Raw genomic sequence first — 26297 nt, 5'->3', positions numbered from 1 at the left:
ACGGGGGGGGGGGGGCGGGGGGGGGGGGGGGGGGGGGGGGGGGGGGGGGGGGGGGGGGGGGGGGGGGGGGGGGGGGGGGGGGGGGGGGGGGGCCCCCCCCCCCCCCCCGGCCATGGGCCCGCAGGATCCGCAGCGCCTCGATGGTGACGATCGGCCGGGACTCCAGTGAGGTCCCCGGCGCCCACTCGCGCCAGGTGACCGGCCAGCCGCCGTCCGACAGCTGCTGACCGGCGAGGAAGTCGAGCGACCGCTCCATCTCGCCGTCCGTGAACCAGCGGCGGGCCAGGGACTGGGGCACGCGCGCGTAGTCGTGCGGAAAGTGGTGCTCACCCGGCGCGTACCCCGGTGGTACGGGGTGCTCCGCGCGGCGCCCGGGATCCAGTACCGCCAGCCCCTGGTCCCGTACCAGCCGGCCGAGCCGGTCCGCCGCCGTCTCGGCCCGCGCCCGGTCGGGGACGCCGTCCAGGAAGGCGACCGCGGCCTGGATCTCGTACGGATGTGACTTCGCCAGGTTTGCGACGGCGGCCCAACAGAAGTCGGTGGCCCGGAAGAGCCAGGCGTGCCATACCTCGTTGCGGTGCAGGAGCCCGACCACCGGGCCCGTCGCGAGCAGTTCGCCCGGCGGGTCGTCGACGACCGGCAGGAAGGGCGCGAATGGATAGTCCCGAGCGGAGGGATGGAACGCGGGCAGCGCTCCCTCCGGGGTCGACACGGCGGTCAGATAGCGGCAGATCCGTTCCACCCGGGGCCCGTCGCAGCGTCCGATGGAGTCGAGGACCCGCAGCGCGTGCGCGGTGTGGAGGGGCTGGCTGACGGGGCCGCGCAGATCGGGTTCGAGACCGTGTCCGTACCCGCCGTCCTCCTCGCGGTACGCGGTGAGCGCGGCCTCGACGGCTTCCTCTCCCCCGCCCGTCCCGCCGTTCAGGAAGTGGTGGGCGAACAGACGTTGTTCGAGCACCCGGGCGGTCAGCCAGACGAAGTGTTCGGCGCGGGAGAGGGGGGACGCGGTGGATCCTGCGGTGCCAGCCATGTTCCGACCGTAGGGCGCAAACGGCCGGGAGCAAGGGGGACGGGCCCGGCTGCACTCTCAGGGGCGGGATACTGAGGGCATGCGGTTGACGATTTTCTGGGAGCGGATGGCGGACCACTTCGGTGCGGCCTACGCGGATTCCTTCGCCCGTGACCATGTGATGACCGAGCTGGGCGGCCGTACGGTGCACGAGGCGCTCGACGCCGGCTGGGAGGCCAAGGACGTCTGGCGCGCGGTCTGTTCGGCTGTGGGCGTTCCGGCGGAGAAGCGCTGACGAGGCTGCGGGACCCGATGTCCGTGCCGTAGGCCAGACTTGATCCGTGGCAGCGACAGACAACACCGCACCGGACACGCCCCCGTCGGCCCCGCCCACGGTCCCTCCACAGGCCGCGCCTCCCGTGCCGGGGCCAATCAGCCCGGGGGACGGCGGCGCCGGTCAGGTCCGGATGCCCCGGTGGCTGCCGCGTGCCATGGTCCTGGCGCTGGCGCTCGTCGCCTGTTTCCAGCTGGGCAGTTGGGCGTTTCATCAGCTCATCGGACTGCTGATCAATGTGCTGATCGCCTTTTTCCTGGCGCTGGCGGTGGAGCCCGCCGTCGGCCGGATGGCGGACCGCGGTCTGCGGCGAGGACTCGCCACTTTCCTCGTCTTCTTCGGTGTGCTGGTCGTGAGCGTCGGCTTTGTCGTGATGCTCGGCTCGATACTGGCGAGTCAGATCATCGACATGGTCGAGTCCTTCCCGGAGTATCTGGACTCGGTGATCAACTGGATCAACGAGAACTTCCGTACGGAACTGTCGAGGGTCGAGGTCCAGGACAGCCTGCTGCACTCCGACTGGTTGCAGAGGTACGTGCAGAACAGCGCGACCGGCGTCCTCGACGTCTCCACCACCGTGCTGGGCGGGCTGTTCCGGCTGTTGACGATCTTCCTGTTCTCGTTCTACTTCGCCGCGGACGGCCCCCGGCTGCGGCGCGGGCTCTGCTCCGTGCTCCCGCCCGCCCGGCAGGCCGAGGTGCTGCGCGCCTGGGAGATCGCGGTCGACAAGACCGGCGGGTATCTCTACTCACGCGGGCTGATGGCGCTCATCTCCGGTGCCGCCCACTACATCCTGCTGGAGATCCTCGGCGTGCCGTACGCCCCGGTGCTCGCGGTGTGGGTCGGGCTGGTCTCCCAGTTCATCCCGACCATCGGCACCTATCTGGCGGGTGCCCTGCCGATGCTGATCGCCTTCACGGTCGCCCCCTGGTACGCGCTGTGGGTGCTCGGTTTCGTGGTGATCTACCAGCAGTTCGAGAACTACATGCTCCAGCCGAAGCTGACCGCCAGGACCGTCGACATCCATCCTGCCGTGGCCTTCGGCTCGGTCGTCGCCGGTACGGCGCTACTGGGCGCGGTCGGCGCGCTGATCGCGATCCCGGCGATCGCCACGCTCCAGGCCTTCCTCGGGGCGTATGTGAAGCGGTACGACGTGATGGACGACCCGATGGTGCGGGGCCGCAGGCCGCGCGGCCCCGTCCCGCTCCTGGCGCAGCTGCGGCGGCTGCGCGGAGGCGATGGCGGACGGTCCTGAGCCGGGCGTGAGCCATGACACCGCGGTGTTCAGGCGTGCTGACGTTCGTCCCGCTGCCGGATCAGTTCCTCGACCGCGCTCGGGAGGGTCGTCTCGAAGTCGATCAGCTTCGCCCATGTCGGGGTCACGACGATCCGGACCATTCCGTTGTAGAGCGAGCGGACGCCGGCCTCCCACTCGACCCGTTGCTCGGGCGTCATCTTGTAGCTGCCGCTCGCCTGAAAGTACTCGTCAGGGATGCCCTCGACGGTATCCAGCCCCGCCCGGCCGCGGATGAGCAGGATCTTCGGCGGATGCACCTCGGTGTCGATCGTCAGGGCGACCGTCGGATTGCGGCGCAGGGCCGGTAGCTTCGGGGCGTTCTTCGATGTGCACATAACGATTTCCGAGCCGTTCCAGACGAACCCGATCGGGATGGCCCGGGGGGTGCCGTCCTTGGCGACGTAGGCCAGTCGGGTCAGGTCGCGGGCCAGGAGCTCCTGGCTGAGCGGACGGTTCAGAACCTCGGCGATCTCGCTTGGCTCCACGGTCGGACCCACCTTTCAGCGGTCGTTCACCAGTACGCCCCAGTTTAAGAGCCTTCGGTCGCCGACCGCGCCTCGTCCGGAGCTCCGTCCGGTGCGGGCGCGACACGGCGAGTCCGCGGAGGGATGCGCTTGACACTGAAATCGAACATCTATTCTCATGGGGTGGCGGGCGGTGTTTCCCGGGGCCGGCCGGCGTGGATGTGTGGTGGCGTGGCGGGTGTGCCCGGGGGCGACCGTCCGAAGTTGTCCACAGGCCGGGAGGGCGTCGGGACGCGTTGTCAGTGGCAGGGGATAGCGTCATCGACGTGAAGCGATCGACTCAAGCAAATCGGGTGGAACCCATGGCAGGAACCGACCGCGAGAAGGCGTTGGACGCCGCTCTCGCACAGATTGAACGGCAATTCGGAAAGGGCGCGGTGATGCGCCTGGGCGACCGGCCGAACGAGCCCATCGAGGTCATCCCCACCGGGTCGACCGCGCTGGACGTCGCTCTCGGCGTCGGCGGTCTGCCGCGCGGCCGAGTGGTGGAGGTGTACGGACCGGAGTCCTCCGGAAAGACGACTCTGACGCTGCACGCCGTGGCCAACGCGCAGCGGCTCGGCGGCTCGGTGGCCTTCGTGGACGCCGAACACGCCCTCGACCCGGAGTACGCGAAGAAGCTCGGCGTCGACATCGACAGCCTGCTGCTGTCCCAGCCGGACAACGGCGAGCAGGCGCTGGAGATCGTGGACATGCTGGTCCGCTCCGGTGCGATCGACCTGATCGTCATCGACTCCGTCGCGGCTCTGGTGCCACGCGCGGAGATCGAGGGCGAGATGGGTGACTCGCACGTGGGTCTGCAAGCACGGCTGATGAGCCAGGCGCTCCGGAAGATCACCAGCGCGCTCAACCAGTCCAAGACCACCGCGATCTTCATCAACCAGCTCCGCGAGAAGATCGGTGTGATGTTCGGCTCGCCGGAGACCACGACCGGTGGCCGGGCGCTCAAGTTCTACGCCTCGGTGCGTCTCGACATCCGTCGTATCGAGACGCTGAAGGACGGCACCGAAGCCGTCGGTAACCGCACCCGCGTCAAGGTCGTCAAGAACAAGGTCGCACCGCCCTTCAAGCAGGCCGAATTCGACATCCTCTACGGCCACGGAATCAGCCGCGAGGGCGGTCTGATCGACATGGGCGTGGAGCACGGCTTCGTACGGAAGGCCGGCGCCTGGTACACGTACGAGGGCGATCAGCTCGGTCAGGGCAAGGAGAACTCCCGCAACTTCCTCAAGGACAACCCCGATCTCGCCAATGAGATCGAGAAGAAGATCCTGGAGAAGCTCGGGATCGGGGTCAAGCCGGAGGCGGCCGGAGCCGAGCCCGGTCCGGACGCGGCCGTCGCCACAGCCTCGGCAGGGGACCCGCTGAAGGCCGTGCCCGCCCCCGCCGCCAAGGCCAAGCCGGCCAGGGCGGCAACGGCCAAGAGCTAGTTCGGACCGTGCCTTACGCAAAGAGGCGGCGAACAGAGAAGCCGGGCGGCGACTCCGACTCGTCGAGGGCCGAGCAGGAGCTGTCGCCCCAGGATCCGGCGGAGCGGGCGCGGGCGATCTGTTTGCGCCTGCTCACCGGGACCCCCCGCACCCGTAGACAACTGGCGGACGCGCTGGAGAAACGGGAGATCCCCGAGGACATCGCGCAGGAGGTGCTCTCCCGTTTCGAGGATGTGGGGCTGATCGACGACGCGGCGTTCGCGGACGCCTGGGTGGAGTCCCGGCATCACGGCCGGGGCCTTGCCCGGCGCGCCCTCGCGCGGGAGCTGCGTACGAAAGGGGTGGACGCCGCTCTGATCCACGAGGCGGTCGGGCAGCTCGACTCCGACCGGGAGGAAGCCACCGCCCGTGAGCTGGTCGCCCGCAAACTCCGCACCACCCGTGGTCTGGAGCGCGACCGGCGGGTGCGGCGGCTCGCGGGAATGCTGGCCCGCAAGGGCTATCCGGAGGGCATGGCACTGCGTGTGGTCAGACAGGCATTGGAAGAAGAGGGGGAGGATACCGAGGGACTGGACGAGAACCTCTACTAGAGGAGCAGAAGGACCGGAGAGCTTGGAGGACTCGGGATCATAAGGGCCTGGAGGATCTGGGAGCAGAAAGAGTCCGGGGGACCCGGACGGGGGCCGCGCGCCCGCTGCACCTGGGGGCGGTGCCTTCCGTACCGCGAGGGCGGGGCTTGCCCCACACCGGATGCCGGTCCGTTCCCGTACGCGGGCTTCATGCACGGATACGGCGGTGCGTGGCGGGCGGGCGGCATGCTGCGCCCGCGTCGCGCTCACCGCGATACCGGCAGCCCCTCCGCCTTCCACGCCTGGAAGCCTCCGACGAGGTCGGTCGCGCGGTGCAGTCCCAGTTGTCGCAGGGACGCCGCCGCGAGGCTGGACGCGTACCCCTCGTTGCAGATGACCACCACCCGCAGATCGTGGCCGGTGGCCTCGGCCGCGCGATGGCTGCCCTGCGGATCGAGCCGCCACTCCAGCTCGTTGCGCTCGACGACGAGGGAGCCGGGGATCAGCCCGTCACGGTCGCGCAGCGCGGCGTACCGGATATCCACCAGCAGCGCTCCGGCGGCGGCCGCGGCGAGGGCCTCCCGGGGTTCCACACGGTCCAGGTCCGCGCGTACCCGCTCCAGCAGTTCGTCGATCCCCACCCGGTCGCTCACTGCCACTCCTGGGGACGCTCGACCTGCTCAAGACGGAGCACCGCACCCGTGCGGCTGTAGCGCCGCATCAGCGGCAGCGGCGGGAAGTAGGCGTGGACGGAGACGGCGTGCTCGGCCCCGGACTCATTGCGCACCTCGTGTACATGGTGCTTGCCGAACGCCCGGCTCTCGCCCGCTGTCAGCCGGCGCTCGCGGTCGATGCCCTCGGCCAGTTCCAGGGTCTTCCACCCCTCGGTGGGCAGCCGGGCCGCGAGCGAGTCCTCCTTGAGGGTGCCCGAGGCCGTGGCGAACGCTCCGTGCGAGCCGCCGTGGTCGTGCCAGCCGGTGCCCGTGCCCGGCGGCCAGCCGATCAGCCATGCCTCGCTGCCCGAGGGACCGTCGAGCCGGATCCAGGTCCTGCCCTCCGGGTCGAGAGGCAGCGAGGCGACCAGCGCGCTGTCGGTGGCTGTCCGGCGGACGAAATCGAGCAGCTCGGCGGGGGTGGGCCCGGAGGCCGCAGGGACCGGAGCCGCTCCGTCGGGCGCGGAAATACGTACGGGAACAGACATGGTGACCGTCCTGAGAAATTCGCGGGGTCGCGCCCTGCCACGATGCGGCGCGGCGAGCGCGTGGAGAGAACAGAGGCGAAATCAGCAGGACGGGCGACACACGCAGCCCGCATAGCGGAGCAGGTCCATATGGACCCTCCGCCACAGGCGCACATCGGTGTCGGTCACGCTTCGGAGTACACCATGCGGGCCCGCGACGGTCAATTGACGTTCGCGGTACGGTCGGTAGTTACCGGCGCGTCCGGCTCCGCGTGGGCGGACGGAGTGCCCCCGCGCGCAGCGTCCGCCGCCGCGTACAGCTCCAGAGGGCGCACTCCGCCGAAGGCCGCCACCAGATGCCCGTCCGGCCGCACGAGCAGCACGTTGTGCGCGGAAGCGCCCGGATACGCCTCGGCGACCAGCAGCTCGGCCCGTACCGGCAGCGCGTTCACCGCCGCGGCGAGCCGGGGCATCACCCCCGCGGTCAGCCAGTGCCGCCGGTCCCACACCCCGGTACCCGGCGCGACCAGCACCACCAGCAGCCGGCCGAGCCCGAACCGCTCCCCGATCCGTACGGTCGCGCCGTCCGGCGTGGTCACCCGCACATCGGCGACCGGCCCGCCGGGGGGCGTCCCCACCGTGGTCTGCGCCTCGGCGTACGGGGCAGCGAGGGGGGAGTACGGATAGGACGGCGGCGCGCCCAGCGGCCCGTTCCCGAGATGCCCGTCGGCGAGCAGCGTGTCGTGCCCGCGCGCGGCGCCGGGCATGTACGTCCGCAGCCCGCCGCCGCCCCGCAGTATCGGCAGCGACTGATCGGCCGCCCGCAGCCGCGCGGCGACAGCGGTGCGCCGCTCGGCCTGGTAGCTGTCGAGCAGGATCTCCGACGCCCCGTGGTGCCAGTCCTCGGCCACCTTCCAGGCGAGATTGCCGACGTCCCGCAGCCCCTCGTCCAGCCCCTGGGTGCCCACCGCCCCGAGCAGATGGGCCGCGTCCCCGGCGAGGAAGGCCCGGCCCGAGCGCCAGCGCCTGGCCAGCCGGTGGTGCAGCGTGTAGACGCCGGTGTCGAGCAGTTCGTACGGCGGGGTCTCACCGCACCAGCCGGCCAGAGTGTCCCTCAAACGGGCCACCAGCGCGTCGGGCGTGACCAACTCGCCCCGGGAGGGCAGCAGCCAGTCGAGCCGCCACACCCCGTCGGAGAGGGGCCTGGCGGACACCTCCTCGCCACCGTCGCGCCAGGGCGGCTGCCGGTGCAGCAGCGCCTCGCCGGGCCAGGGGAGATCGGTGCGCAGCGCGGCGACGGCGTGCCGTTCCACCGCCGTACGCCCGGGAAAGCGGATGCCGAGCAGCTTGCGGACCGTGGACCTGGCTCCGTCGCAGCCCACCAGATGGCTGCCGCGCCACCAGGTCGCGCCGGGGCCGCGTGTGTGCACGGTGACGCCACGGCCGTCCTGCTCCAGGGAGTCGATCCGGCTGCCGGTGATCACACGGACCAGGTCCTGCCCGGCGATGGCGTCGCGCAGACCGTGCGACAGGGCGTGCTGGGGGATGTGCAGAGGCGCCGGTGAGCCGTCGCCGTCCTCGCCGAGCGGCAGCTCCCGGGTCAGCTGCTTGCGCCGCATCAGGCGCCAGCCGGACCAGCGGGTCCCCTCGTCACGGAGGGTGGTGCAGCCGAGCCGGGCCACCAGGGCGGCGGTGTCCGGGCGCAGTATGGCGGTACGCGCCGGGCGGGGGGCGTCCGTACCGTCCCCTTCGTCGAGAACGACGGAGGGGACGTCCTGGGCGGCGAGTGCCAGGGCGAGCGCGAGCCCGACGGGGCCCGCGCCGGCGACGATCACCGGGTCCACGGCGCGACCCCTCCGGCCCGTGCGGTCATACGGTCAAGGGCGGTAGGAGCCCGGTGTGTGATCACAGAACGTATGCAACCCACTGGGGGTTCCCGCGTCAAGCGACGGGCTGGGCGGTGCGTGCACCCCCCGTCCCATCCGTCTCAGGCGGCGTGTACACCGTCCACGGTGTGCCCCGGACCGTGGGCCGTATGAGGCTCTCCGGTGCGGGGAACCTCCCCGCTGCTCTTCTTGCCGCGCCGCAGCCACTTCTCCAGCCACCCGGCGAAGGCGGTGAGCAGGGAGTTCAGAACGATGTAGATCAGGGCGATGACGACCAGCGTCGCGATGGTGTTCGCGCCGTAGTTCGCGGTGATCGCGCGGTTCTGCGAGAGCAGCTCGGAGAATCCGAGCAGCGCGCCGCCCAGCGCGGTGTCCTTGACGATCACGACCAGCTGGCTGACCAGCGCGGGCAGCATCGCGGTCACCGCCTGCGGCAGCAGGACGTACGACATGGTCTGGCCCTTGCGCATCCCGATCGCCTTAGCGGCGTCGGTCTGGCCGCGCGGCAGCGTGAGGATGCCTGCCCGGACGATCTCGGCGATGACCGAGGCGTTGTAGAGGACCAGGCCGGTCACCACCGCGTACAGCGGCCTGATGTCGGACGAGAGATCGCTGAACTGCACGTACAGCGCGGCGCCGAACACCATCATCAGCAGCACCGGGATCGCGCGGAAGAACTCGACCACGACGCCGACGGGCACCCGCACCCAGGCGTGGTCGGAGAGCCTGCCGATACCGAGCAGCGCACCGAACGGCAGCGCGATCACGATGGACAGGGCCGCCGCCTTGAGGGTGTTGCCCAGCCCCGGCAGCAGATAGGTCGTCCACACCCGGGAGTCCGTGACGAACGGGCTCCACTTCTCGGACGCCAACTGGTCCTTCTCGGCCATCGCGGCCAGCACCCACCAGGCGGCGAGTGCGAAGAGCACCAGGAACACGATCGTGTAGATGATGTTGCGCCGCTTGGCGCGCTTACCGGGGGTGTCATAAAGAACGGACGAGGCACTCATCGCTTCACCGCCACTCGCTTGCTGACCCAGCCCAGGACCAGACCGGTCGGGAGGGTGAGAACGATGAAGCCGAAGGCGAATATCGCGAAGACCGCGAAGAGCGCGCTGGTTTCGTTCTCGATCATGGTCTTCATCAGTGCCGAGGCCTCGGCGACCCCGATCGCCGAGGCGACCGTGGTGTTCTTGGTGAGGGCGATCAGCACATTGGCCAGCGGCGCCACGACGGACCGGAACGCCTGGGGGAGCACGATCAGGGTCAGCACCTGGAAGAAGTTCAGCCCCAGGGCGCGGGCGGCCTCCGCCTGACCGACGGGCACGGTGTTGATGCCGGACCGCAGGGACTCGCAGACGAAGGTGCCGGTGTACGCGATCAGACCCAGTACGGCCAGCCGGAAGCCGATGGACTTGGAGTCCCCGCCGCCGAGGGTGACTCCAAGGGTCTGGTAGAGCCCCAGCGAGCAGCCGATGAGGACCAGCGTCAGTGGGGTGTTACGTACCAGATTGACGTATCCGGTGCCGAAGACACGCATGAGAGGCACGGGACTGACACGCATCCCGGCCAGCAGCGTTCCCCATATGAGGGAACCGGCTGCGGAGTAGAGGGTGAGTTGCACCGTCACCCAGAAGGCGCCGAGCAGGTCGTACTGCCCGGAATCAAGAAAGTCGAACACGATGCCCCGCGCTCTCCCCTGGTTGGCTGTTCGGTACGCGCCGCCGGCCGGGCCGGCGGCGCGTCACTGCGGTCTCAGCTGCCTTCGGTGATCTTCGGGGCAGGCTCGTTCTTGTATCCGGCGGGACCGAAGTTGGCGGTCACGGCCTTCTGCCAGGAACCGTCCGACTCCATCTTGGTCAGCGCGGCGTTGATCTTCTTCTGCAGCTCGGTGTCGCCCTTCTTGAGGCCGATGCCGTAGTTCTCGTCGCTGAGCTTGAGGCCCAGGAGCTTGAACTTGCCCTGGAGCTCCTTCTGCGAGGCGTAGCCCGCGAGGATGGAGTCGTCCGTGGTCAGGGCGTCAACGGCCTTGTTCTGCAGGCCGGTCAGGCACTCGGAGTAGCCACCGAACTCCTGGAGGTCGGCCTTGGGCGCGAGCTTGTCGTGGACGTTCTGCGCCGAGGTGGAGCCCGTGACCGAACACAGCTTCTTGGAGTTCAGGTCCGAAGCCTTGGTGATGGAGTTGTCGTCCGCGCGGACCAGCAGGTCCTGGTGGGCGAGGAGGTACGGGCCGGCGAAGTCGACCTTCTTCTTGCGCTCGTCGTTGATCGAGTAGCTCGCGACGACGAACTTCACGTCACCGTTGGAGATCAGGTTCTCGCGCTCGGCGCTGGGAGCCTCTTTCCAGATGATGTTCTTGGCGTCGTAGCCCAGCTGCTTGGCGACGTAGGTGGCGACGTCGACGTCGAAGCCGGCGTAGGTGCCGTCCGGCTTCTTCAGACCGATACCGGGCTGGTCGAACTTGATGCCGATGGTGATCTTGTCGCCAGCGCTGCCGGCGCTGCTGCCGTCCTTGCCGCCGCCACCACAGGCGGTGGCGGTCAGGGCGAGGACCAGAGCGGCGGCGGCCGCCGCGCTTGCCTTCTGAAGCTTCATGCGTGAACTTCCCTCGTGGTGAGACGTGAACGAACAGGTTCCGCCGAAACAGGCGGGGAACCGTGAGCCATGAGCCGTAAAACCGCAGCTGTCGAGCCGTACGAGAACTGTGCTGAAGTGCCGCGAACAGCCGATCCGGTGAGCAACGCCCCGATACCGATGGGGCCGGTGCTCACCGAGGTGGTGCTGTGGTGCGTGGGGTTCAGTGGTGCAGGATCTTCGACAGGAAGTCCTTCGCGCGGTCGCTGCGCGGGTTGCTGAAGAACGCGTCGGGGGTGGCCTCTTCGACGATCCGGCCGTCGGCCATGAAGACGACGCGGTTCGCGGCGGAGCGGGCGAAGCCCATCTCGTGGGTGACGACGACCATCGTCATCCCGTCGCGCGCCAACTGCTGCATGACCTCAAGGACTTCATTGATCATCTCGGGGTCGAGCGCCGAGGTCGGCTCGTCGAAGAGCATCACCTTGGGCCCCATCGCCAGCGCCCGCGCGATGGCGACACGCTGCTGCTGGCCGCCCGAGAGCTGGGCGGGGTACTTGTCCGCCTGCGAGCCGACACCCACCCGGTCCAGCAGCGAGCGCGCGTTGTTCTCAGCGGTCTTCTTGTCCGTCTTGCGGACCTTGAGCTGGCCCAGCATGACGTTCTCCAGCACCGTCTTGTGCGCGAAGAGGTTGAACGACTGGAAGACCATGCCGACATCGGCGCGCAGCCGCGCCAGCTCCCTGCCCTCCTCGGGCAGCGGCTTGCCGTCGATCGTGATCGAACCCGAGTCGATCGACTCCAGGCGGTTGATGGTGCGGCACAGCGTGGACTTGCCGGACCCCGAAGGCCCGATCACGACCACGACCTCGCCACGGGCGATGGTCAGGTCGATGTCCTGGAGCACGTGCAACGCGCCGAAGTGCTTGTTCACGTTGCTCAGTACGACCAGATCGCCCGCCGCCCGTACGGCGTCCTGGGTGCCCTTGATCGCTGACACTCCGCTCATCGGCTTTTTGCTCCGTCCCACTCGGTTGGGGAGGACCATAGTCACGCACTGCGATCAGCGTCATTACATCTGAGCTGAACTTGAGCATAACGATCCGGCCGCAACCGGACATACCTTCCGAAGAAGGAAGTGCGAGGAGTACCGGGTAGGTAACGGAAACCCCGGCATAACGGGGAGACACTTGACTGATACGACGCGATGAGCGTGGATGCCAGATACGTACTCGACTCGACCGCGACCGCTGAGGGGGCCCGTGAGACTGCTGCTCGTGGAGGACGACAACCATGTCGCCGCCGCCTTGTCGGCCGTGCTCGCCAAGCACGGATTCCAGGTGGTCCATGCCCGCAGCGGGGAAGAGGCCCTCCAGGCGCTGCTGCCCGCCGCGAATGTGGGCAGGACACCGTTCGGCGTGGTGCTGCTCGACCTCGGCCTGCCCGACCAGGACGGCTACCAGGTCTGCGGGAAGATCCGGAAGATCACCGCTACCCCGGTGATCATGGTGACCGCGCGGGCCGATGTCCGGTCGCGGATCCATGGCCTCAACCTCGGCGCCGACGACTACGTGGTCAAGCCGTACGACACCGGCGAACTGCTCGCCCGTATCCACGCCGTCAGCCGGCGCACCGTGGGCGGCGAGGAGCCGGGGCCGCTGCCCGGCACGGCTCAGCGGCTGGGACGCCTCACCCTCGAACTGCCCACCCGGCGGGTCACTGTCGACGGCACGCCCGTGCAGCTGACCCGCAAGGAGTTCGACCTGCTGGCCCTGCTCGCGCAGCGGCCGGGCGTCGTCTTCGGCCGCGAGCAGATCATCAGTGAGGTGTGGCGCACCAGTTGGGAAGGGACGGGCCGCACGCTGGAGGTCCATGTGGCCTCCCTGCGCGGCAAGCTCGGGATGCCGGCGCTGATCGAGACGGTGCGGGGCGTCGGTTACCGGCTTGTCGTCCCGGCCGCGCACCAGGAGCCGTAACGCCCGGTGCGTACTCGACTGCTGCCACTGCTGATCATCCTCATGGCCGGCGTTCTTCTCGCCCTGGGGTTTCCGCTCGCCGTGAGTCTGGCGGCCGCGGAGCAACAGAACGTCGTCGTCGACCGCATCGACGACACGTCGCGCGTCGCGGCCCTCGCCCAGCTCGTCGCCGAGGGCCGCCCCGGCGCCAAGGAGCGGCGCGAGCTGCTGGAGGAGGAGCTGATCCGCTATCACGAGGTGTACGGGATCAAGGTCGGCGTCTTCTACCGCAACAACAAGGCCATGGCCCGCGCTCCGAAGAACTGGCGCGTGCCCGCGACAGGCCAGGGGCGCAGGTCCTTCGAGGAGGCCCTGCTGGGCCGCCGCAGCGGTGATCCCGAGCAGGTCTGGCCCTGGCAGACCGGTCGGCTCATCGTGGACTCGCCGGTCGTACGGGACGGGGACGTCGTCGCGGTCGTGGTGACCGACTCGCCGACCGAGCGGATGCGCTCCCGCATTCTCAAGGGCTGGCTGGTCATCGCCGTGGGCGAGGCACTGGCCATGCTGGTCGCGGTCGGGGCCGCCATCCGGCTGACGGGCTGGGTGCTCCGTCCGGTACGGGTGCTGGACGCGGTCGCCCATGACATCGCCACCGGCCGGATGAAGTCCCGGGTCGCCGCGGCCGGCGGCCCGCCCGAACTGCGCCGGCTGGCGGGCGCGTTCAACGAGATGGCCGACAACGTCGAGGATGTGCTGGAGCAGCAGCGCGCCTTTGTCGCCGATGCCTCCCATCAGCTGCGCAATCCGCTCGCGGCGCTGTTGCTCCGTATCGAACTGCTCGGTCTCGAACTGCCCGAGGGCAACGAGGAGATCGCCGCGGTACGGACCGAGGGGAAGCGGCTCGCCCAGGTCCTCGACGATCTGCTGGGGCTGGCCCTGGCCGAGCACGCCGCCGCCGATCTGAGGCTTACCGATATCGGCGAGCTGGCGGCCGAGCGGGTGGCCTCCTGGCGGGCGCTCGCCGAGGAGAAGGGCGTACGGCTGACCGAGCACCGCGCCGCGGTCACCGCCTGGGCCGATCCCATCGCGCTCTCCAGCGCCCTGGACGCCGTGATCGACAACGCGCTCAAGTTCACCCCGCCGGGGGAGGAGGTCACCGTCACCGTGGGGCGCGACGGCGAGACCTCCACGATCGTCATCGACGACAGCGGTCCAGGCCTCACCGACGACGAGATCTCACGGATCGGCGACCGCTTCTGGCGCAGCAACCAGCACCAGAACGTCAAGGGGTCGGGGCTCGGCCTGTCCATCACCCGGGCGCTGCTCGCGGCGGGCGGTGGCTCCATCGCGTACGGCCATGCCGAACCGCACGGCCTGCGGGTCACGATCAGCGTCCCGAGATCCTCACCGACACACTGAGCCGGGCTTCTCGGGACTCCGGGATCCGGCGCCTCAGGGCTTGGCCGTCTGGTAGTACCGCATGGCGCCCTTGTGGAGCGGCAGAGGGTCCGTATAGATCGCTGTCCGCAGGTCCACCAACTGCGCGGGGTGCACGACATCGCCTATCCGGTCCCGGCTCCTGATGACGGTACGGGTGAAGCCCTCGACCAGCCCCGGGTCCGTCCGTTCCGTGGTGACCAGCAGATTCGCCACCGCGACCGTCGATACGGCCGTGTTGTCCTGGGCCTTCCCGTAGGCGTCGGCGGGTATCGTCGCGGCGCGGTAGTAGCGCGAGGCGGCCTCGCCCGAGGCGTGCAACCTGCTGATCAGAGCGGGCTCCAGCGGCACCAGTCGAATGGCGAAGCGCTGCGACAGGTCCTGTACGGCGCCGGTCGGCAGCCCGCCCGACCAGAAGAAGGCGTCGAGCTTGCCCTCTTCGAGGAGCTTCGGCATGGTGTCGATCCCCGCCGAGATCGGGGTGATGCTTTTCCTGGGATCGAGCCCGGCGGCCGTCATCACGCGGTTGGCTATCAGCCGGACCCCTGATCTCTCCTGTCCCACGCCCACCGTCCTGCCGCGCAGATCGGCGGCGGAGCGGATGTCCGAGGACTTGGCGGCTATCAGCTGCACATAGTCGTCGTACAGCCGGGCGCAGCCGCGCAGCAGGTCCGCGCCGGGCTCGCCGTCCTTCTGGTATTCGGCGACGGCGTCGGCGGTGGCGATCGTGAAATCGGCCTTGCCGCTCGCCACGCGCGCGAGGTTCTCCTGGGAGCCCTGGCTGTCGCGCAGCTTGACCGACACATTCGGCAGATCGCGGGCGAGGTCCTCCCGCAGCAGCGTGCCGTACCGCTGGTAGACCCCCGTCGTCACCCCCGTACTGAACGTGACCGAGCCCTTCGGGGACGAGGCGCCGACCGGCAGCAGCCACCACACCAGCAGCCCGAGCACCACCGCGAGGGCGGCGGCGCCCCGCAGCACGAGGCCGAGTCCGATACGGGCGGGAAAGGTCACCATGCACCGATCCTGTCAGGTCACTCCCCGTAATGGCCAGGCCCTGGCATGAGGTCGCCACGGGCGACCCGGGGAATCCCCGGTCGGCGGTCCCGGCCGACCCCGTACCCTGGTGGGCGAGATGAGCGCGAAGACTTACGAGGTGCGCACCTACGGGTGCCAGATGAATGTCCACGACTCCGAGCGGCTGTCGGGCCTGCTGGAGGGAGCCGGATACGTCCGCGCGCCCGAAGACGCCGACGGGGACGCCGACGTCGTCGTTTTCAACACCTGTGCGGTGCGGGAGAACGCCGACAACAAGCTGTACGGAAATCTCGGCCGGCTCGCGCCGATGAAGACGAAGCGGCCGGGCATGCAGATCGCCGTCGGCGGCTGTCTCGCGCAGAAGGACCGCGACACCATCGTGCGGCGGGCGCCCTGGGTGGATGTCGTGTTCGGCACACACAACATCGGCAAGCTGCCCGTCCTGCTGGAGCGCGCGCGGGTCCAGGAAGAGGCGCAGGTCGAGATCGCCGAGTCGCTGGAGGCGTTCCCCTCCACGCTGCCGACCCGCCGCGAGTCCGCCTACGCCGCGTGGGTCTCCATCTCGGTCGGCTGCAACAACACCTGCACCTTCTGCATCGTCCCCGCGCTGCGCGGCAAGGAGAAGGACCGGCGGCCGGGAGACATCCTGGCCGAGATCGAGGCCCTGGTCGCCGAGGGCGTCTCCGAGATCACCCTGCTGGGCCAGAACGTCAACGCGTACGGCTCCGACATGGGGGACCGCGAGGCGTTCTCCAAGCTGCTGCGTGCCTGTGGCGCGATCGGGGGCCTGGAGCGGGTGCGGTTCACCTCGCCGCATCCGCGCGACTTCACGGACGACGTGATCGCGGCGATGGCCGAGACGCCGAATGTGATGCCCCAGCTCCATATGCCGCTCCAGTCCGGCTCGGACACCGTCCTGAAGGCGATGCGCCGTTCGTACCGGCAGGACCGCTACCTGGGCATCATCGACAAGGTCCGTGCCGCCATTCCGCACGCGGCCATCTCCACCGACATCATCGTGGGCTTCCCCGGCGAGACCGAGGAGGACTTCGAGGAGACCATGAAGGTCGTCCGGGAGGCCCGCTTCGCGCAGGCCTTCACCTTCCAGTACTCCAAGCGTCCCGGGACCCCGGCCGCCGAGATGGAGGGGCAGATCCCCAAGGCGGTCGTCCAGGAACGCTATATGCGGCTGTCCGCCCTCCAGGAGGAGATCTCCTGGGCGGAGAACAAGAAGCAGGTCGGGCGGACGCTGGAGGTCATGGTCGCCGAGGGCGAGGGCCGCAAGGACGGCGCCACCCATCGGCTCTCCGGGCGCGCCGCGGACAACCGCCTGGTCCACTTCACCCAGCCCGACGAGGAAGCGCGGCCGGGCGATGTGGTGACCGTCGAGATCACGTACGCGGCACCCCACCATCTGCTCGCCGAAGGCCCTTCCCCGAAGGTACGGCGTACCCGCGCCGGGGACGCCTGGGAGCGCCGCAACGCGGCAGGACCGGTGAAGCCCGCGGGGGTCCTGCTCGGGCTGCCGAAGATCGGCGTACCGGCCCCACTGCCGGCCGTGACGGGCGGCTGCTCAGTCGAGTGAGGGGCGCGGCGGGCGTGCGAGGGCGAGCGAAAGACCCGGCCCGGTCGGCGGCTGACGGCCGGGAGCCGGTCCTCTAGGCTGCGGATCATGCTCGTATCCGCTGCCGTATGTCCCAGTCCGCCGCTGCTCGTCCCCGCCGTGGCGGCCGGAGCGGCCCCCGAACTGGAGGGGGCGCGGGCCGCGTGCGCCGATGCCCTCGGGGTGCTGGCCGCCGCCCGGCCCGACCGGCTGATCGTCGTCGGGCCCGTGGGAGAGGACGGCACGCGGGAGTACTCGCGGGGGGCCGTGGGGTCGTTCCGCGGGTTCGGCGTGGACACGAGTGTCGTACTGGGAAGTCAACCCGAAGGTACGGAACGACTGCCGGTCTCCCTCGCGGTCGGGGCCTGGCTGCTGGAGCGGGTCCGCTGGACGAGCGCCCCGGTGTCCGGGCTCGGGGTGGGGGAGCGCCTCGACGCCGAGCGGTGCGTCCGCGCCGGACGGGAGATCGCGGCGGGCCCCGAGCGGGTGGCGCTGCTGGTGATGGGCGACGGCAGCGCGTGCCGCACGGTCAAGGCGCCCGGCTATCTGGACGAGCGGGCGGCCGGGTTCGACACGGCGGCGGCGCGCGCCCTGGCGGCGGCGGACGTGGCGGCCCTGAAGGTGCTGGACGCGGAGCTGGCGTACGTACTGAAGGCGGCGGGTCGCGCGCCCTGGCAGGTGCTCGCGGGCGCGGCGGAGGACGCGGGCCTGGGCGGTGAGCTGTTCTACGAGGACGCGCCGTACGGGGTCGGGTATCTCGTCGCGGCCTGGTCCTGACGCTTGTGACGGAGCCGGACGGCGGCGGCCGCGGAGCGCTGTTCGCGCTCCGCGGCCGCCATAGCCGTGCGTGGATGTGAGGTACCGAGAATCAAGAGGCGGGCGGCGGCGGGGGAGTGCCGTCGTCCTTGTGGGCGAGCTTGCCGAGGGCGTCCTTCGCCTTGCCCGTCCCTGAGTCGATCTTGTCGCTGTACTTGCCCTTGGTCTTCTGATCGACCGTACGGGCAGCCTTGTCCAGCCCTTGCTGGATCTTGCCCTCGTGCTGCTGCGCGAGGTCGGAGACCTTTTCCTTGGCCGGACCGATCTTGGCCTTCAATGAATCCAGGAAGCCCATGGGCCACCTTCCCTCGGAGGTAACAACAGCCTACTGGCGGGTGCCCCATCCGGCTTTCGTCACTACCTGCCGACGCGTTGCGCGCCGCATGGATCACAGGATGAACCGCGCAGAAACACCCATAACCTCTTAAAATAATACCCGCGAGGGTGGAAAAGTGCGACAGACAGCGAAGCCGTCGTCACCCATTCCGTAACTCGTTCGGGAAGGCGCACCTAAGTTTGCGAGACTGGGGCAGTGAGAAGTACAGCTACCGCACCGCGGGTCATCGCCGTCGTCGGTCCCACCGCGGCCGGCAAGTCCGATCTGGGCGTCCACCTCGCCCGGCAACTCGACGGTGAGGTCGTCAACGCCGACTCCATGCAGCTCTACCGGGGGATGGATATCGGTACCGCCAAGCTGACGACCGAGGAGCGCGCGGACGTTCCGCACCATCTGCTGGACATCTGGGAGGTCACCGAAGCGGCCAGCGTCGCCGAGTATCAGCGGCTCGCGCGGGCGGAGATCGACCGGCTGCTCGCGCTGGGCCGCACCCCCGTGCTGGTGGGGGGCTCCGGGCTGTACGTGAGGGGCGCCGTCGACGCCCTCGACTTCCCCGGCACCGACCCCGAGGTGCGCACCCGGCTGGAGGAGGAGCTCACCCTGCGCGGGTCGGGCGCCCTGCATGCCAGACTCTGCGCCGCCGACCCCAGGGCGGGCCGCGCGATCCTCCCCAGCAACGGCCGCAGGATCGTCCGCGCCCTGGAGGTGATCGAGATCACCGGCAAACCCTTCACCGCCAATCTGCCGGGCCACGACTCGGTGTACGACACCCTCCAGATCGGCGTCGACGTCGCCCGCCCCGAGTTGGACGCGCGCATCGCGCAGCGGGTGGATCGGATGTGGGACGCGGGCCTCGTGGACGAGGTACGCGTGCTGGAGGCCCGGGGGCTGCGCCAGGGGCGTACCGCCTCGCGCGCCCTCGGCTACCAGCAGGTGTTGGCGGCGCTCGCGGGGGAGTGCACCGACGAGGAGGCGCGCGCCGAAACCGTACGCGCCACCAAACGCTTCGCGCGCCGTCAGGATTCCTGGTTTCGGCGGGACTCGCGCGTTCACTGGCTGGGCGGCGGAGCCGAGCATCGTGAGGAACTCCCGCACCGGGCGCTGGCGTTGGTCGAACGGGCGGTCACAGCCTGATCACGTGATGGCATCGGGACGCTCCGGGCGGCCTCGCGGTACGTCCCGGCGTGCCATCATCGAGCATCGGTCGACCATCGGGCATCGATCGACCAGTGGAGTCCGACTTGGGAGGGCGCGTGGCGATGGAGGCCGGCCCTCGCGACAGAGAACCCACGGCGTCGGGCATCCCGGACGACGCTCCCCGGCTGAGTCCTGACGGGCCGGAGGAGGAGACCGTGACCCCCGAGGTCGAGGTCGAGCTGCGGCCGCAGCGCAGAATGAGGATCTGGCAACTCGCCCCGATCGTGGCGCTCGCCACGGTCGGCTCGCTGATGTTCGCCTTCCCCCTCGCCTTCGGCACCGGCGACGGCGGAGCGGTCGTCGCCATGCTCGGACTGCTCATCAGCTGCTGCGCGGCGGGCTGGGGCATGATGGCCGCCCGTCGCGTCGGCCACACCTGGCCGGGCCTGCCCAGCCGCTCCTCGGGCGAACGCCCGGACTGGCGGGTCATCGCCCTGTACGTGACCGTGGGCGCCGTCCTGGTCGCCCTCGCCGTCTGGCGGGTCGCCAGGCTGCGCTGACCGCCGCCGGACCGGGTTGTCGGTGCCTGCTCGTACGATGGATTCCGTGAGCACACAGAACGCGCCGATCGCCTTCCTCAAGGGCCACGGGACCGAGAACGACTTCGTGATCGTCCCCGACCCGGACAACGCCATGGACCTGTCTCCCCGCGCCGTGGCCGCCCTCTGTGACCGGCGGGCCGGCATCGGCGGTGACGGGCTGCTCCATGTCGTACGGTCCGAGGCGCACCCCGAGGCGCGCGCGATGGCCGGTGAGGCCACGTGGTTCATGGACTACCGCAACGCGGACGGATCCATCGCCGAGATGTGCGGCAACGGTGTGCGGGTCTTCGTCCGTTATCTCCAGCGCGCGGGCCATGCGGAGGCCGGCGACCTCGCCGTGGCCACCCGGGGCGGGGTGAAGAGGGCCCACCTCGCCAAGGACGGCGGCATCACCGTCGACATGGGGCGCGCCGTACTGTCCGGGGAAGGGGTGACCGTCACGGTCGGCGACCGCCACTGGTCAGCCAGGAACGTCAACATGGGCAATCCGCACGCGGTCGCCTTCGTCGAGGATCTGGCGCACGCGGGGGACCTGCTCTCCGGACCGCCCGTCACCCCCGCCGCCGTCTACCCCGACGGTGTGAACGTCGAATTCGTCGTCGACCGGGGCCCGCGCCATGTCGCCATGCGGGTCCATGAGCGCGGCTCCGGCGAGACCCGCTCCTGCGGTACGGGCGCGTGCGCCGTGGCCGTCGCCGCCGCCCGCAGGGACGGCACCGACCCCGCGGTGACCGGTGCCCCCGTCACGTACACCGTGGATCTCCCCGGCGGACGGCTCGTCATCACCGAACGCCCGGACGGCGGGATCGAGATGACAGGACCCGCCGTGATCGTCGCGGAGGGGCATATCGACCCCGCGTGGCTCAACACGGTCCTCGGCTGACCTTCCCTCGAATGGGTGATCCGTTTCACGCCTGGCGGGACCGGGACTGCTCCACGTGGTGGGCTCGGTAGCATCAAGCACCGGCCCGGAGGGCGCTCCCGCCATCCACCGCCGGTCGATGCTGCCGGAGGCGCCCCATGAGTGCAGAGGCCACCAGCCCTGGTGCCCACAGCCGCAGACGAGGTCTTCCCAGGATCGACCTCCGCAGACTCGGCAGAGCCGCGCTGCTGGGCCCCGCCTCCAGGGACCGGCTGCCGGACGCCATGGGCCATGTCGCGGACGCCCACCGCGCGCACCACCCGGACGCCGACCTCGCCGTGCTGCGCAAGGCGTACGTCCTCGCGGAGGCTTCGCACCGGGGGCAGTACCGCAAGAGCGGTGAGCCGTACATCACCCATCCGCTGGCCGTGACCCTGATCCTGGCCGAACTGGGCGCCGAGACCACCACGTTGACGGCCTCCCTCCTCCACGACACGGTGGAGGACACCGAGGTGACGCTCGATCTGGTGCGCGCGGAGTTCGGCGACGAGGTCTGCTATCTCGTCGACGGGGTGACCAAGCTGGAGAAGGTCGACTACGGCGCCGCCGCCGAGCCCGAGACCTTCCGCAAGATGCTCGTCGCCACCGGCAACGATGTCCGGGTGATGTCGATCAAGCTCGCCGACCGGCTGCACAACATGCGCACCCTCGGTGTGATGCGCCCCGAGAAACAGGCGCGTATCGCCAAGGTCACCCGCGACGTCCTCATCCCGCTCGCCGAGCGGCTCGGGGTCCAGGCGCTCAAGACCGAGCTGGAGGACCTGGTCTTCGCGATCCTCCACCCCGAGGAGTACGCGCACACCCGCGCCCTGATCGCGGACAACGCCACCGCCGGTGACGCGCTCGCGGCCATCTCCGAGGACGTCAGGCGGGTGCTGCGCGAGGCGGGTATCACCGCCGAAGTGCTGGTGCGGCCGCGCCATTTCGTCTCCGTGCACCGGTCCGGGCTCAAACGCGGAGAACTGCGCGGCACCGACTTCGGCAGGCTGCTGGTGCTCGTCGGTGAGGACGCCGACTGCTACGCGGTCCTGGGCGAGCTGCACACCTGCTTCACCCCGGTGATCTCCGAGTTCAAGGACTTCATCGCGGCGCCCAAGTTCAACCTGTACCAGTCGCTGCACACGGCGGTCGCCGGTCCGGACGGGGCGGTCGCCGAGGTCCTCATCCGTACGCACCAGATGCACAAGGTCGCCGAGGCGGGCGTCGTCGCCCTCGGCAACCCGTACACGTCCGTCGACAGCGCCGGACCGCAGGACGGTGCGGAGGCGGGCCCCGTCCCGGAGCAGCCCGACGGCGAGCGCGCCGATCCGACCAGGCCGGGCTGGCTCTCGCGCCTCCTGGAATGGCAGCAGGCCACCACCGACTCGGACGCCTTCTGGACCACCCTGCGCGCGGAACTGGCGCAGGACGCGGAGATCACCGTGTTCCGCGCCGAGGGCGGCATGCTCGGGCTGCCGGCCGGGGCGACCTGTGTGGACGCCGCGTACGCGCAGCACGGCGAGGCCGGGCACGGCTGCCTCGGGGCGCGGGTCAACGGCCGGCTGGCGCCCCTGTCCACGGTCCTGCGGGACGGCGACACGGTCCAGCTGCTGCTGGCCCAGGACGCGGCCTCCGGGCCCTCCCCGGAGTGGCTCGACCACGCGCGTACGCCCGCCGCCCAGATCGCGATCACCGGCTGGCTCGCCGCGCACCCCGAGACGGTCGGGCAGCCCGCCGCCGCGCCCCGTACGCCGCTCGCCGTCACCGGGGACCGGCGCGGCGGCGCCGACGCGGTGGTGGACCTGGAGGGCGCGACCGTACGGCTGGCGGGCTGCTGTACGCCCGTACCACCGGACGAGATCACCGGCTTCGCGGTCCGCGGCGGCGTGGTCACGGTCCACCGGCGGGAGTGCCGCGCGGTGGCCCGGATGCGCGCCCTGGACCGCGCCCCCGTCGCGGTGAGCTGGGGGGACACGCCCGAGTGCCGGGTCACGCTGTACGCCGAGTCCTTCGGCCGTCCCCGGCTGCTCGCCGATCTCACGGAAGCCATCGCCACGGCCGGGGCGGCGATCGTCGCGGCCACCGTGGAGCCGCCCAGCGAACAGCGGGTGCGGCACACCTACACGCTGGAACTCCCCGACGTGGCGGACCTGCCCGCTCTGATGCGCGCCATGCGCGACGTGCCGGGGGTGTACGACGTGAGCCGTGCCCAGCATCCGGCGACCGCCTGACGGGATGCGAGCGGCGGTTCTCGCGGACAGTGGTTCTGCTCTCACCAGCAGTAGTTCTGCCGAGCCGTTTCGTCAACCGAGTGATACGCGCCCGTCAACCGTCGTCGTCAACCGGATACGTCAACTGCGCGACCACGGGCATCCGGCCGCCGGGCCCGCGCTGACCTGCCCCTTTCGGGTGTGCGCGGTGCGCGCCGTCACCGTGCGCCGGACGGGCGCTGGTAGCGATGGATCATGCTGCTCACCTCCCGTCGACTCCGCGCCGCCCTGTTGGCCGTGGCCTCGGCCACGCTCGTCGCCGCGACGCTGCCCGCACCCGAGCCGCTCGGCATCGGCGACCCGCTCTTCCCGTATCTGGGCAATCCGGGCTACGACGTACTCCACTACGACCTCGACTTCACCTATGGAGGCGACAACACCAAGCCCCTGGACGCCATCACCAAGATCGACGCGCGGGTGACCCGGCCGCTCGACCGGATCAACCTCGACTTCACCCATGGCGAGGTCCGCTCCGTCGAGGTCAACGGAGTGAGCGCGGCCTTCGCGACGGCCGGCGAGGACCTGGTGGTCACCCCGGCGCGCTCCGTCGCCCAGGGATCGCGCGTCCGGATCACCGTCAGCCACACCAGCGATCCGGCCGGCCGGGCGGGCGGCTGGCTGCGGACCGCCGACGGGCTGGCGATGGCCAACCAGGCCGACGCCGCACGTCGTGTCTTCCCCGGCAACGACCACCCCGCCGACAAGGCGTACTTCACCTTCCGCGTCACCGCGCCCGAGGCGCTGACGGTCGTCGCCAACGGACTGCCCGAGGGGACGACCCGCCACGACGGGAACACCACCTGGGTCTACCGCACCCGTCACCCCATGGCCACGGAGCTGGCCCAGGTCTCCATCGGCAGCTCGGCCGTCGTCCACCGCGAGGGCCCCGACGGACTTCCCGTACGGGACGTGGTGCCGGCGGCGGACCGCGAGCGGCTGGAACCCTGGCTCGAGAAGACCCCGGGACAGCTGCGATGGATGGCGGACCAGGTCGGCCCGTACCCCTTCGAAACGTACGGAGTCCTGATCGCCGGCGCCGACACCGGCTTCGAACTGGAGACACAGACGCTCTCGCTCTTCGAGCGGTCCCTGTTCGTACGCCCCGAGTACCCCGAGTGGTACGTCGACTCGGTCATGGTCCATGAGCTGGCCCACCAGTGGTTCGGCAACAGCGTCTCGCCGTACCGGTGGTCCGATCTCTGGCTCAACGAGGGACACGCGACCTGGTACGAGGCGCGGTACGCCGAGGAGCACGCAGGCAAGCCGCTGGAGGCACGGATGCGCGAGGCCTACCGGCTGTCCGACAGCTGGCGCGCCAGGGGCGGCCCGCCCGCGGCCCCCGAGCCCGCGGCCGCGGGATACCAGATCAGCCTGTTCCGGCCGGTCGTGTACGACGGCAGCGCCCTGGTGCTCTACGCGCTGCGGCACGAGCTCGGCGCGGACGCCTTCCAGCGCCTGGAGCGGGACTGGGTGCGCGACCACCGGGACGGGACCGCGACCACCGAGGACTTCGTCGCGCTGGCGTCACGGATCGGAGGACGCGATCTGTCCGGCTTCTTCGCGGCGTGGCTGTACGCGAGGAAGACCCCGCCGATGCCCGGACACCCGGACTGGACCAGCGAGGCACCGGCCGCCGCCGGTGCGGCGGCTCCCGGGCCGGGCGCGAAGGCCGCTCCCGCTCCTGGACCAGGTACGAAACCGGAGTGACGGCCGCGCCGAACCGTGCCACCATCGACGGGTCGGCGACGCGTCGGGGAATCATTCCCGATCGTCACGCGTTGTGACTGGCGTAACGGACTCAATCTTTTCGACGTAAGGATCCAATGACCTCCTCTTCTTCCCCTTCCCAGGACGCGCAGAACTTCGCGGACACCCGCACGGACAGCCTTCGGGCCGATGCCCTGATGGAAGAGGACGTCGCCTGGAGCCACGAGATCGACGGAGAGCGGGACGGCGATCAGCTCGACCGCTCCGAGCGCGCCGCCCTGCGGCGTGTGGCGGGTCTCTCCACCGAACTCGAAGACGTCACCGAGGTCGAGTACCGCCAGCTCCGGCTGGAGCGTGTGGTGCTCGTCGGTGTCTGGACCTCGGGCACGGTCCGCGACGCGGAGAACTCCCTCGCGGAGCTGGCCGCGCTCGCCGAGACCGCGGGCGCTCTGGTGCTCGACGGTGTGGTGCAGCGTCGCGACAAGCCCGATCCGGCCACCTATATCGGCTCGGGCAAGGCGAACGAGCTGCGTGACATCGTGCTGGAGAGCGGTGCCGACACGGTCATCTGTGACGGTGAGCTGAGCCCCGGCCAGCTGATCCACCTTGAGGACGTCGTCAAGGTGAAGGTCGTCGACCGGACGGCCCTGATCCTGGACATCTTCGCCCAGCACGCCAAGTCCCGTGAGGGCAAGGCGCAGGTCGCGCTGGCCCAGATGCAGTACATGCTGCCGAGGCTGCGCGGCTGGGGCCAGTCGCTCTCCCGTCAGATGGGTGGCGGCGGCGGTGGCGGCATGGCCACCCGCGGTCCCGGTGAGACCAAGATCGAGACCGACCGGCGGCGGATCCGCGAGAAGATGGCGAAGATGCGCCGGGAGATCGCGGAGATGAAGACCGGCCGCGAGATCAAGCGGCAGGAGCGGCGCCGCAACAAGGTGCCGTCGGTCGCCATCGCCGGATACACGAACGCGGGCAAGTCCTCGCTGCTCAACCGGCTCACCGGCGCGGGCGTGCTGGTGGAGAACTCCCTGTTCGCCACCCTCGACCCGACCGTGCGCCGGGCCGAGACCCCGAGCGGCCGCGTCTACACCCTGGCCGACACGGTCGGATTCGTCCGGCATCTGCCGCACCACCTCGTCGAGGCGTTCCGCTCCACGATGGAGGAGGTCGGCAACTCCGATCTCATCGTGCACGTGGTGGACGGATCGCACCCGGTGCCGGAGGAGCAGCTGGCCGCCGTGCGCGAGGTGATCCGCGAGGTCGGCGCGGTCGACGTACGCGAGATCGTGGTGATCAACAAGGCGGACGCCGCCGATCCGCTGGTCCTCCAGCGGCTGCTGCGCACCGAGAAGTACGCGATCGCCGTCTCGGCGCGTACGGGCCAGGGCATCCCCGAACTGCTCGCGCTGATCGACGAGGAGCTGCCGCGGCCCGAGGTCGAGCTGGAGGTACTCCTTCCGTACACGCACGGCGGGCTGGTCTCGAGGGTGCACGCCGAGGGCGAGGTGCTCTCCGAGGAACACACCCCGGAGGGCACGGTGCTCAAGGCGCGGGTCCACGACGAGCTGGCCGCGGCGCTCGCCGCGTATGTGCCGGCGGCGAGCTGACCGACCGCCCGACAGGCCGATGGGCCCGCCTCCTCACTCCGAGGAGGCGGGCCCATCGCCGTACCCACTGGCCCTGCTGGTTCT

General features: G+C 70.2%; 24 protein-coding genes and 2 pseudogenes. 14 read left to right on the top strand and 12 right to left on the bottom strand.

The genetic code is table 11. The features are described from left to right. Positions 1–106 precede the first annotated feature (106 nt). A pseudogene (locus ACIP8W_RS27385) lies at positions 107–1030 on the bottom strand (hypothetical protein); the annotation flags it as partial. A gap of 79 nt (positions 1031–1109) precedes the next feature. Here ACIP8W_RS27385 and ACIP8W_RS27380 point away from each other — a divergent pair. Both ACIP8W_RS27380 and ACIP8W_RS27375 read left to right on the top strand, forming a co-directional pair. After that, positions 1110–1304, top strand: coding sequence for a DUF3046 domain-containing protein (locus tag ACIP8W_RS27380; protein ID WP_401949147.1), 195 nt, complete (start codon positions 1110–1112; stop codon positions 1302–1304). Between the two features lie 46 nt (positions 1305–1350). Beyond that, the gene (locus ACIP8W_RS27375; protein ID WP_401949150.1) at positions 1351–2598 is read left to right on the top strand and encodes an AI-2E family transporter; all 1248 of its coding nucleotides are present in this window, start codon (positions 1351–1353) and stop codon (positions 2596–2598) included. Between the two features lie 29 nt (positions 2599–2627). Here the strand turns inward: ACIP8W_RS27375 and ACIP8W_RS27370 are convergent, their stop codons facing one another. Further along, a complete protein-coding gene (locus ACIP8W_RS27370; RefSeq protein ID WP_401949153.1) occupies positions 2628–3125 on the bottom strand; it encodes a pyridoxamine 5'-phosphate oxidase family protein in 498 nt (165 codons plus the stop codon). Between the two features lie 341 nt (positions 3126–3466). On the opposite strand from ACIP8W_RS27370, the gene recA reads away from it, so the two are divergent. Then, on the top strand, positions 3467–4594 hold the full coding sequence (gene recA / locus ACIP8W_RS27365; protein WP_401949155.1) for a recombinase RecA: 1128 nt from the start codon (positions 3467–3469) through the stop codon (positions 4592–4594). Next, a pseudogene (gene recX / locus ACIP8W_RS27360) lies at positions 4516–5184 on the top strand (recombination regulator RecX); the annotation flags it as partial. The gene recA and the pseudogene recX, both read left to right, overlap by 79 nt. 245 nt (positions 5185–5429) lie before the next feature. Here the strand turns inward: recX and ACIP8W_RS27355 are convergent. The 8 genes from ACIP8W_RS27355 to ACIP8W_RS27320 form a co-directional block, all read right to left on the bottom strand. Further along, positions 5430–5816, bottom strand: coding sequence for a rhodanese-like domain-containing protein (locus ACIP8W_RS27355; RefSeq protein ID WP_402205007.1), 387 nt, complete (start codon positions 5814–5816; stop codon positions 5430–5432). Beyond that, complete coding sequence (locus tag ACIP8W_RS27350) at positions 5813–6364, bottom strand: cysteine dioxygenase (RefSeq protein WP_401949161.1); 552 nt, start codon at positions 6362–6364, stop codon at positions 5813–5815. The genes ACIP8W_RS27355 and ACIP8W_RS27350 overlap by 4 nt, the downstream gene beginning before the upstream one ends. 81 nt (positions 6365–6445) lie before the next feature. Continuing rightward, a complete protein-coding gene (locus ACIP8W_RS27345; protein ID WP_310851512.1) occupies positions 6446–6517 on the bottom strand; it encodes a putative leader peptide in 72 nt (23 codons plus the stop codon). Positions 6518–6564: 47 nt separating this feature from the next. Further along, positions 6565–8187 carry an FAD-dependent monooxygenase gene (locus tag ACIP8W_RS27340; RefSeq protein ID WP_402205005.1) on the bottom strand — a complete coding sequence of 541 codons (1623 nt, stop codon included), beginning with the start codon at positions 8185–8187 and terminating at the stop codon, positions 6565–6567. A gap of 143 nt (positions 8188–8330) precedes the next feature. Then, complete coding sequence (locus ACIP8W_RS27335) at positions 8331–9239, bottom strand: amino acid ABC transporter permease (RefSeq protein WP_402205003.1); 909 nt, start codon at positions 9237–9239, stop codon at positions 8331–8333. Continuing rightward, a complete protein-coding gene (locus ACIP8W_RS27330) occupies positions 9236–9910 on the bottom strand; it encodes an amino acid ABC transporter permease (RefSeq protein ID WP_402205001.1) in 675 nt (224 codons plus the stop codon). Before ACIP8W_RS27330 ends, ACIP8W_RS27335 begins: the two co-directional genes overlap by 4 nt. Before the next feature lie 74 nt (positions 9911–9984). After that, positions 9985–10824, bottom strand: coding sequence for a glutamate ABC transporter substrate-binding protein (locus ACIP8W_RS27325; protein ID WP_401949171.1), 840 nt, complete (start codon positions 10822–10824; stop codon positions 9985–9987). A 202-nt stretch (positions 10825–11026) separates the two neighbouring features. Beyond that, positions 11027–11812 (bottom strand): amino acid ABC transporter ATP-binding protein, encoded by a 786-nt coding sequence (locus ACIP8W_RS27320; RefSeq protein WP_402150009.1) that lies wholly within the window; start codon positions 11810–11812, stop codon positions 11027–11029. Between the two features lie 253 nt (positions 11813–12065). Between ACIP8W_RS27320 and ACIP8W_RS27315 the strand changes: the two genes are divergently transcribed. Together ACIP8W_RS27315 and ACIP8W_RS27310 are read left to right on the top strand one after the other, a co-directional pair. Continuing rightward, positions 12066–12779: a response regulator transcription factor gene (locus tag ACIP8W_RS27315; RefSeq protein WP_401949177.1), complete on the top strand. Its 714-nt coding sequence runs from the start codon at positions 12066–12068 to the stop codon at positions 12777–12779. Positions 12780–12785: 6 nt separating this feature from the next. After that, positions 12786–14177: a sensor histidine kinase gene (locus ACIP8W_RS27310; protein WP_401949180.1), complete on the top strand. Its 1392-nt coding sequence runs from the start codon at positions 12786–12788 to the stop codon at positions 14175–14177. A 33-nt stretch (positions 14178–14210) separates the two neighbouring features. Here the strand turns inward: ACIP8W_RS27310 and ACIP8W_RS27305 are convergent, their stop codons facing one another. Beyond that, entirely contained in the window at positions 14211–15212 is a 1002-nt protein-coding gene (locus ACIP8W_RS27305; protein ID WP_401949182.1) for a TAXI family TRAP transporter solute-binding subunit, read from the bottom strand. Positions 15213–15330: 118 nt separating this feature from the next. Here ACIP8W_RS27305 and miaB point away from each other — a divergent pair, with 118 nt between their 5' ends. Both miaB and ACIP8W_RS27295 read left to right on the top strand, forming a co-directional pair. Next, positions 15331–16818, top strand: a complete 1488-nt coding sequence (miaB, locus tag ACIP8W_RS27300) for a tRNA (N6-isopentenyl adenosine(37)-C2)-methylthiotransferase MiaB (protein ID WP_401949185.1) — start codon at positions 15331–15333, stop codon at positions 16816–16818. Between the two features lie 87 nt (positions 16819–16905). Next, positions 16906–17613, top strand: coding sequence for a class III extradiol dioxygenase subunit B-like domain-containing protein (locus ACIP8W_RS27295; protein ID WP_402204999.1), 708 nt, complete (start codon positions 16906–16908; stop codon positions 17611–17613). A 91-nt stretch (positions 17614–17704) separates the two neighbouring features. On the opposite strand, the gene ACIP8W_RS27290 is transcribed toward ACIP8W_RS27295, so the two are convergent. Beyond that, positions 17705–17947, bottom strand: coding sequence for an antitoxin (locus ACIP8W_RS27290; RefSeq protein WP_401949190.1), 243 nt, complete (start codon positions 17945–17947; stop codon positions 17705–17707). A 237-nt stretch (positions 17948–18184) separates the two neighbouring features. On the opposite strand from ACIP8W_RS27290, the gene miaA reads away from it, so the two are divergent. The 6 genes from miaA to hflX all read left to right on the top strand — a co-directional run bounded on the left by miaA (position 18185) and on the right by hflX (position 26213). After that, on the top strand, positions 18185–19123 hold the full coding sequence (gene miaA / locus ACIP8W_RS27285) for a tRNA (adenosine(37)-N6)-dimethylallyltransferase MiaA (RefSeq protein WP_401949193.1): 939 nt from the start codon (positions 18185–18187) through the stop codon (positions 19121–19123). A gap of 125 nt (positions 19124–19248) precedes the next feature. Continuing rightward, positions 19249–19686, top strand: a complete 438-nt coding sequence (locus ACIP8W_RS27280; RefSeq protein ID WP_401949524.1) for a hypothetical protein — start codon at positions 19249–19251, stop codon at positions 19684–19686. A gap of 37 nt (positions 19687–19723) precedes the next feature. Further along, positions 19724–20611, top strand: a complete 888-nt coding sequence (gene dapF, locus ACIP8W_RS27275) for a diaminopimelate epimerase (protein ID WP_402204998.1) — start codon at positions 19724–19726, stop codon at positions 20609–20611. Positions 20612–20748: 137 nt separating this feature from the next. Next, complete coding sequence (locus tag ACIP8W_RS27270; protein WP_401949198.1) at positions 20749–22860, top strand: RelA/SpoT family protein; 2112 nt, start codon at positions 20749–20751, stop codon at positions 22858–22860. Positions 22861–23094: 234 nt separating this feature from the next. Further along, a complete protein-coding gene (locus ACIP8W_RS27265; protein ID WP_401949201.1) occupies positions 23095–24606 on the top strand; it encodes a M1 family metallopeptidase in 1512 nt (503 codons plus the stop codon). Positions 24607–24722: 116 nt separating this feature from the next. Beyond that, on the top strand, positions 24723–26213 hold the full coding sequence (gene hflX, locus ACIP8W_RS27260; RefSeq protein WP_401949204.1) for a GTPase HflX: 1491 nt from the start codon (positions 24723–24725) through the stop codon (positions 26211–26213). Positions 26214–26297 lie beyond the last annotated feature (84 nt).

Source organism: Streptomyces sp. NPDC088554, assembly GCF_044752945.1.
GTDB lineage: Bacteria > Actinomycetota > Actinomycetes > Streptomycetales > Streptomycetaceae > Streptomyces.
The sequence above is the reverse complement of the archived record's forward strand: the minus strand, read 5'-3'. Positions and strand labels throughout refer to the sequence as shown.

Coding starts and splice junctions, on each gene's coding strand:
- ACIP8W_RS27270 (WP_401949198.1), top strand. CDS start 20,749: ATGAGTGCAGAGGCCACCAGCCCTGGTGCCCACAGCCGCAGACGAGGT.
- ACIP8W_RS27350 (WP_401949161.1), bottom strand. CDS start 6,364: ATGTCTGTTCCCGTACGTATTTCCGCGCCCGACGGAGCGGCTCCGGTC.
- recA (WP_401949155.1), top strand. CDS start 3,467: ATGGCAGGAACCGACCGCGAGAAGGCGTTGGACGCCGCTCTCGCACAG.
- ACIP8W_RS27320 (WP_402150009.1), bottom strand. CDS start 11,812: ATGAGCGGAGTGTCAGCGATCAAGGGCACCCAGGACGCCGTACGGGCG.
- ACIP8W_RS27290 (WP_401949190.1), bottom strand. CDS start 17,947: ATGGGCTTCCTGGATTCATTGAAGGCCAAGATCGGTCCGGCCAAGGAA.
- ACIP8W_RS27295 (WP_402204999.1), top strand. CDS start 16,906: ATGCTCGTATCCGCTGCCGTATGTCCCAGTCCGCCGCTGCTCGTCCCC.
- ACIP8W_RS27335 (WP_402205003.1), bottom strand. CDS start 9,239: ATGAGTGCCTCGTCCGTTCTTTATGACACCCCCGGTAAGCGCGCCAAG.
- miaB (WP_401949185.1), top strand. CDS start 15,331: ATGAGCGCGAAGACTTACGAGGTGCGCACCTACGGGTGCCAGATGAAT.
- ACIP8W_RS27325 (WP_401949171.1), bottom strand. CDS start 10,824: ATGAAGCTTCAGAAGGCAAGCGCGGCGGCCGCCGCCGCTCTGGTCCTC.
- ACIP8W_RS27280 (WP_401949524.1), top strand. CDS start 19,249: ATGGAGGCCGGCCCTCGCGACAGAGAACCCACGGCGTCGGGCATCCCG.
- ACIP8W_RS27265 (WP_401949201.1), top strand. CDS start 23,095: ATGCTGCTCACCTCCCGTCGACTCCGCGCCGCCCTGTTGGCCGTGGCC.
- ACIP8W_RS27305 (WP_401949182.1), bottom strand. CDS start 15,212: ATGGTGACCTTTCCCGCCCGTATCGGACTCGGCCTCGTGCTGCGGGGC.
- dapF (WP_402204998.1), top strand. CDS start 19,724: ATGGATTCCGTGAGCACACAGAACGCGCCGATCGCCTTCCTCAAGGGC.
- hflX (WP_401949204.1), top strand. CDS start 24,723: ATGACCTCCTCTTCTTCCCCTTCCCAGGACGCGCAGAACTTCGCGGAC.
- ACIP8W_RS27380 (WP_401949147.1), top strand. CDS start 1,110: ATGCGGTTGACGATTTTCTGGGAGCGGATGGCGGACCACTTCGGTGCG.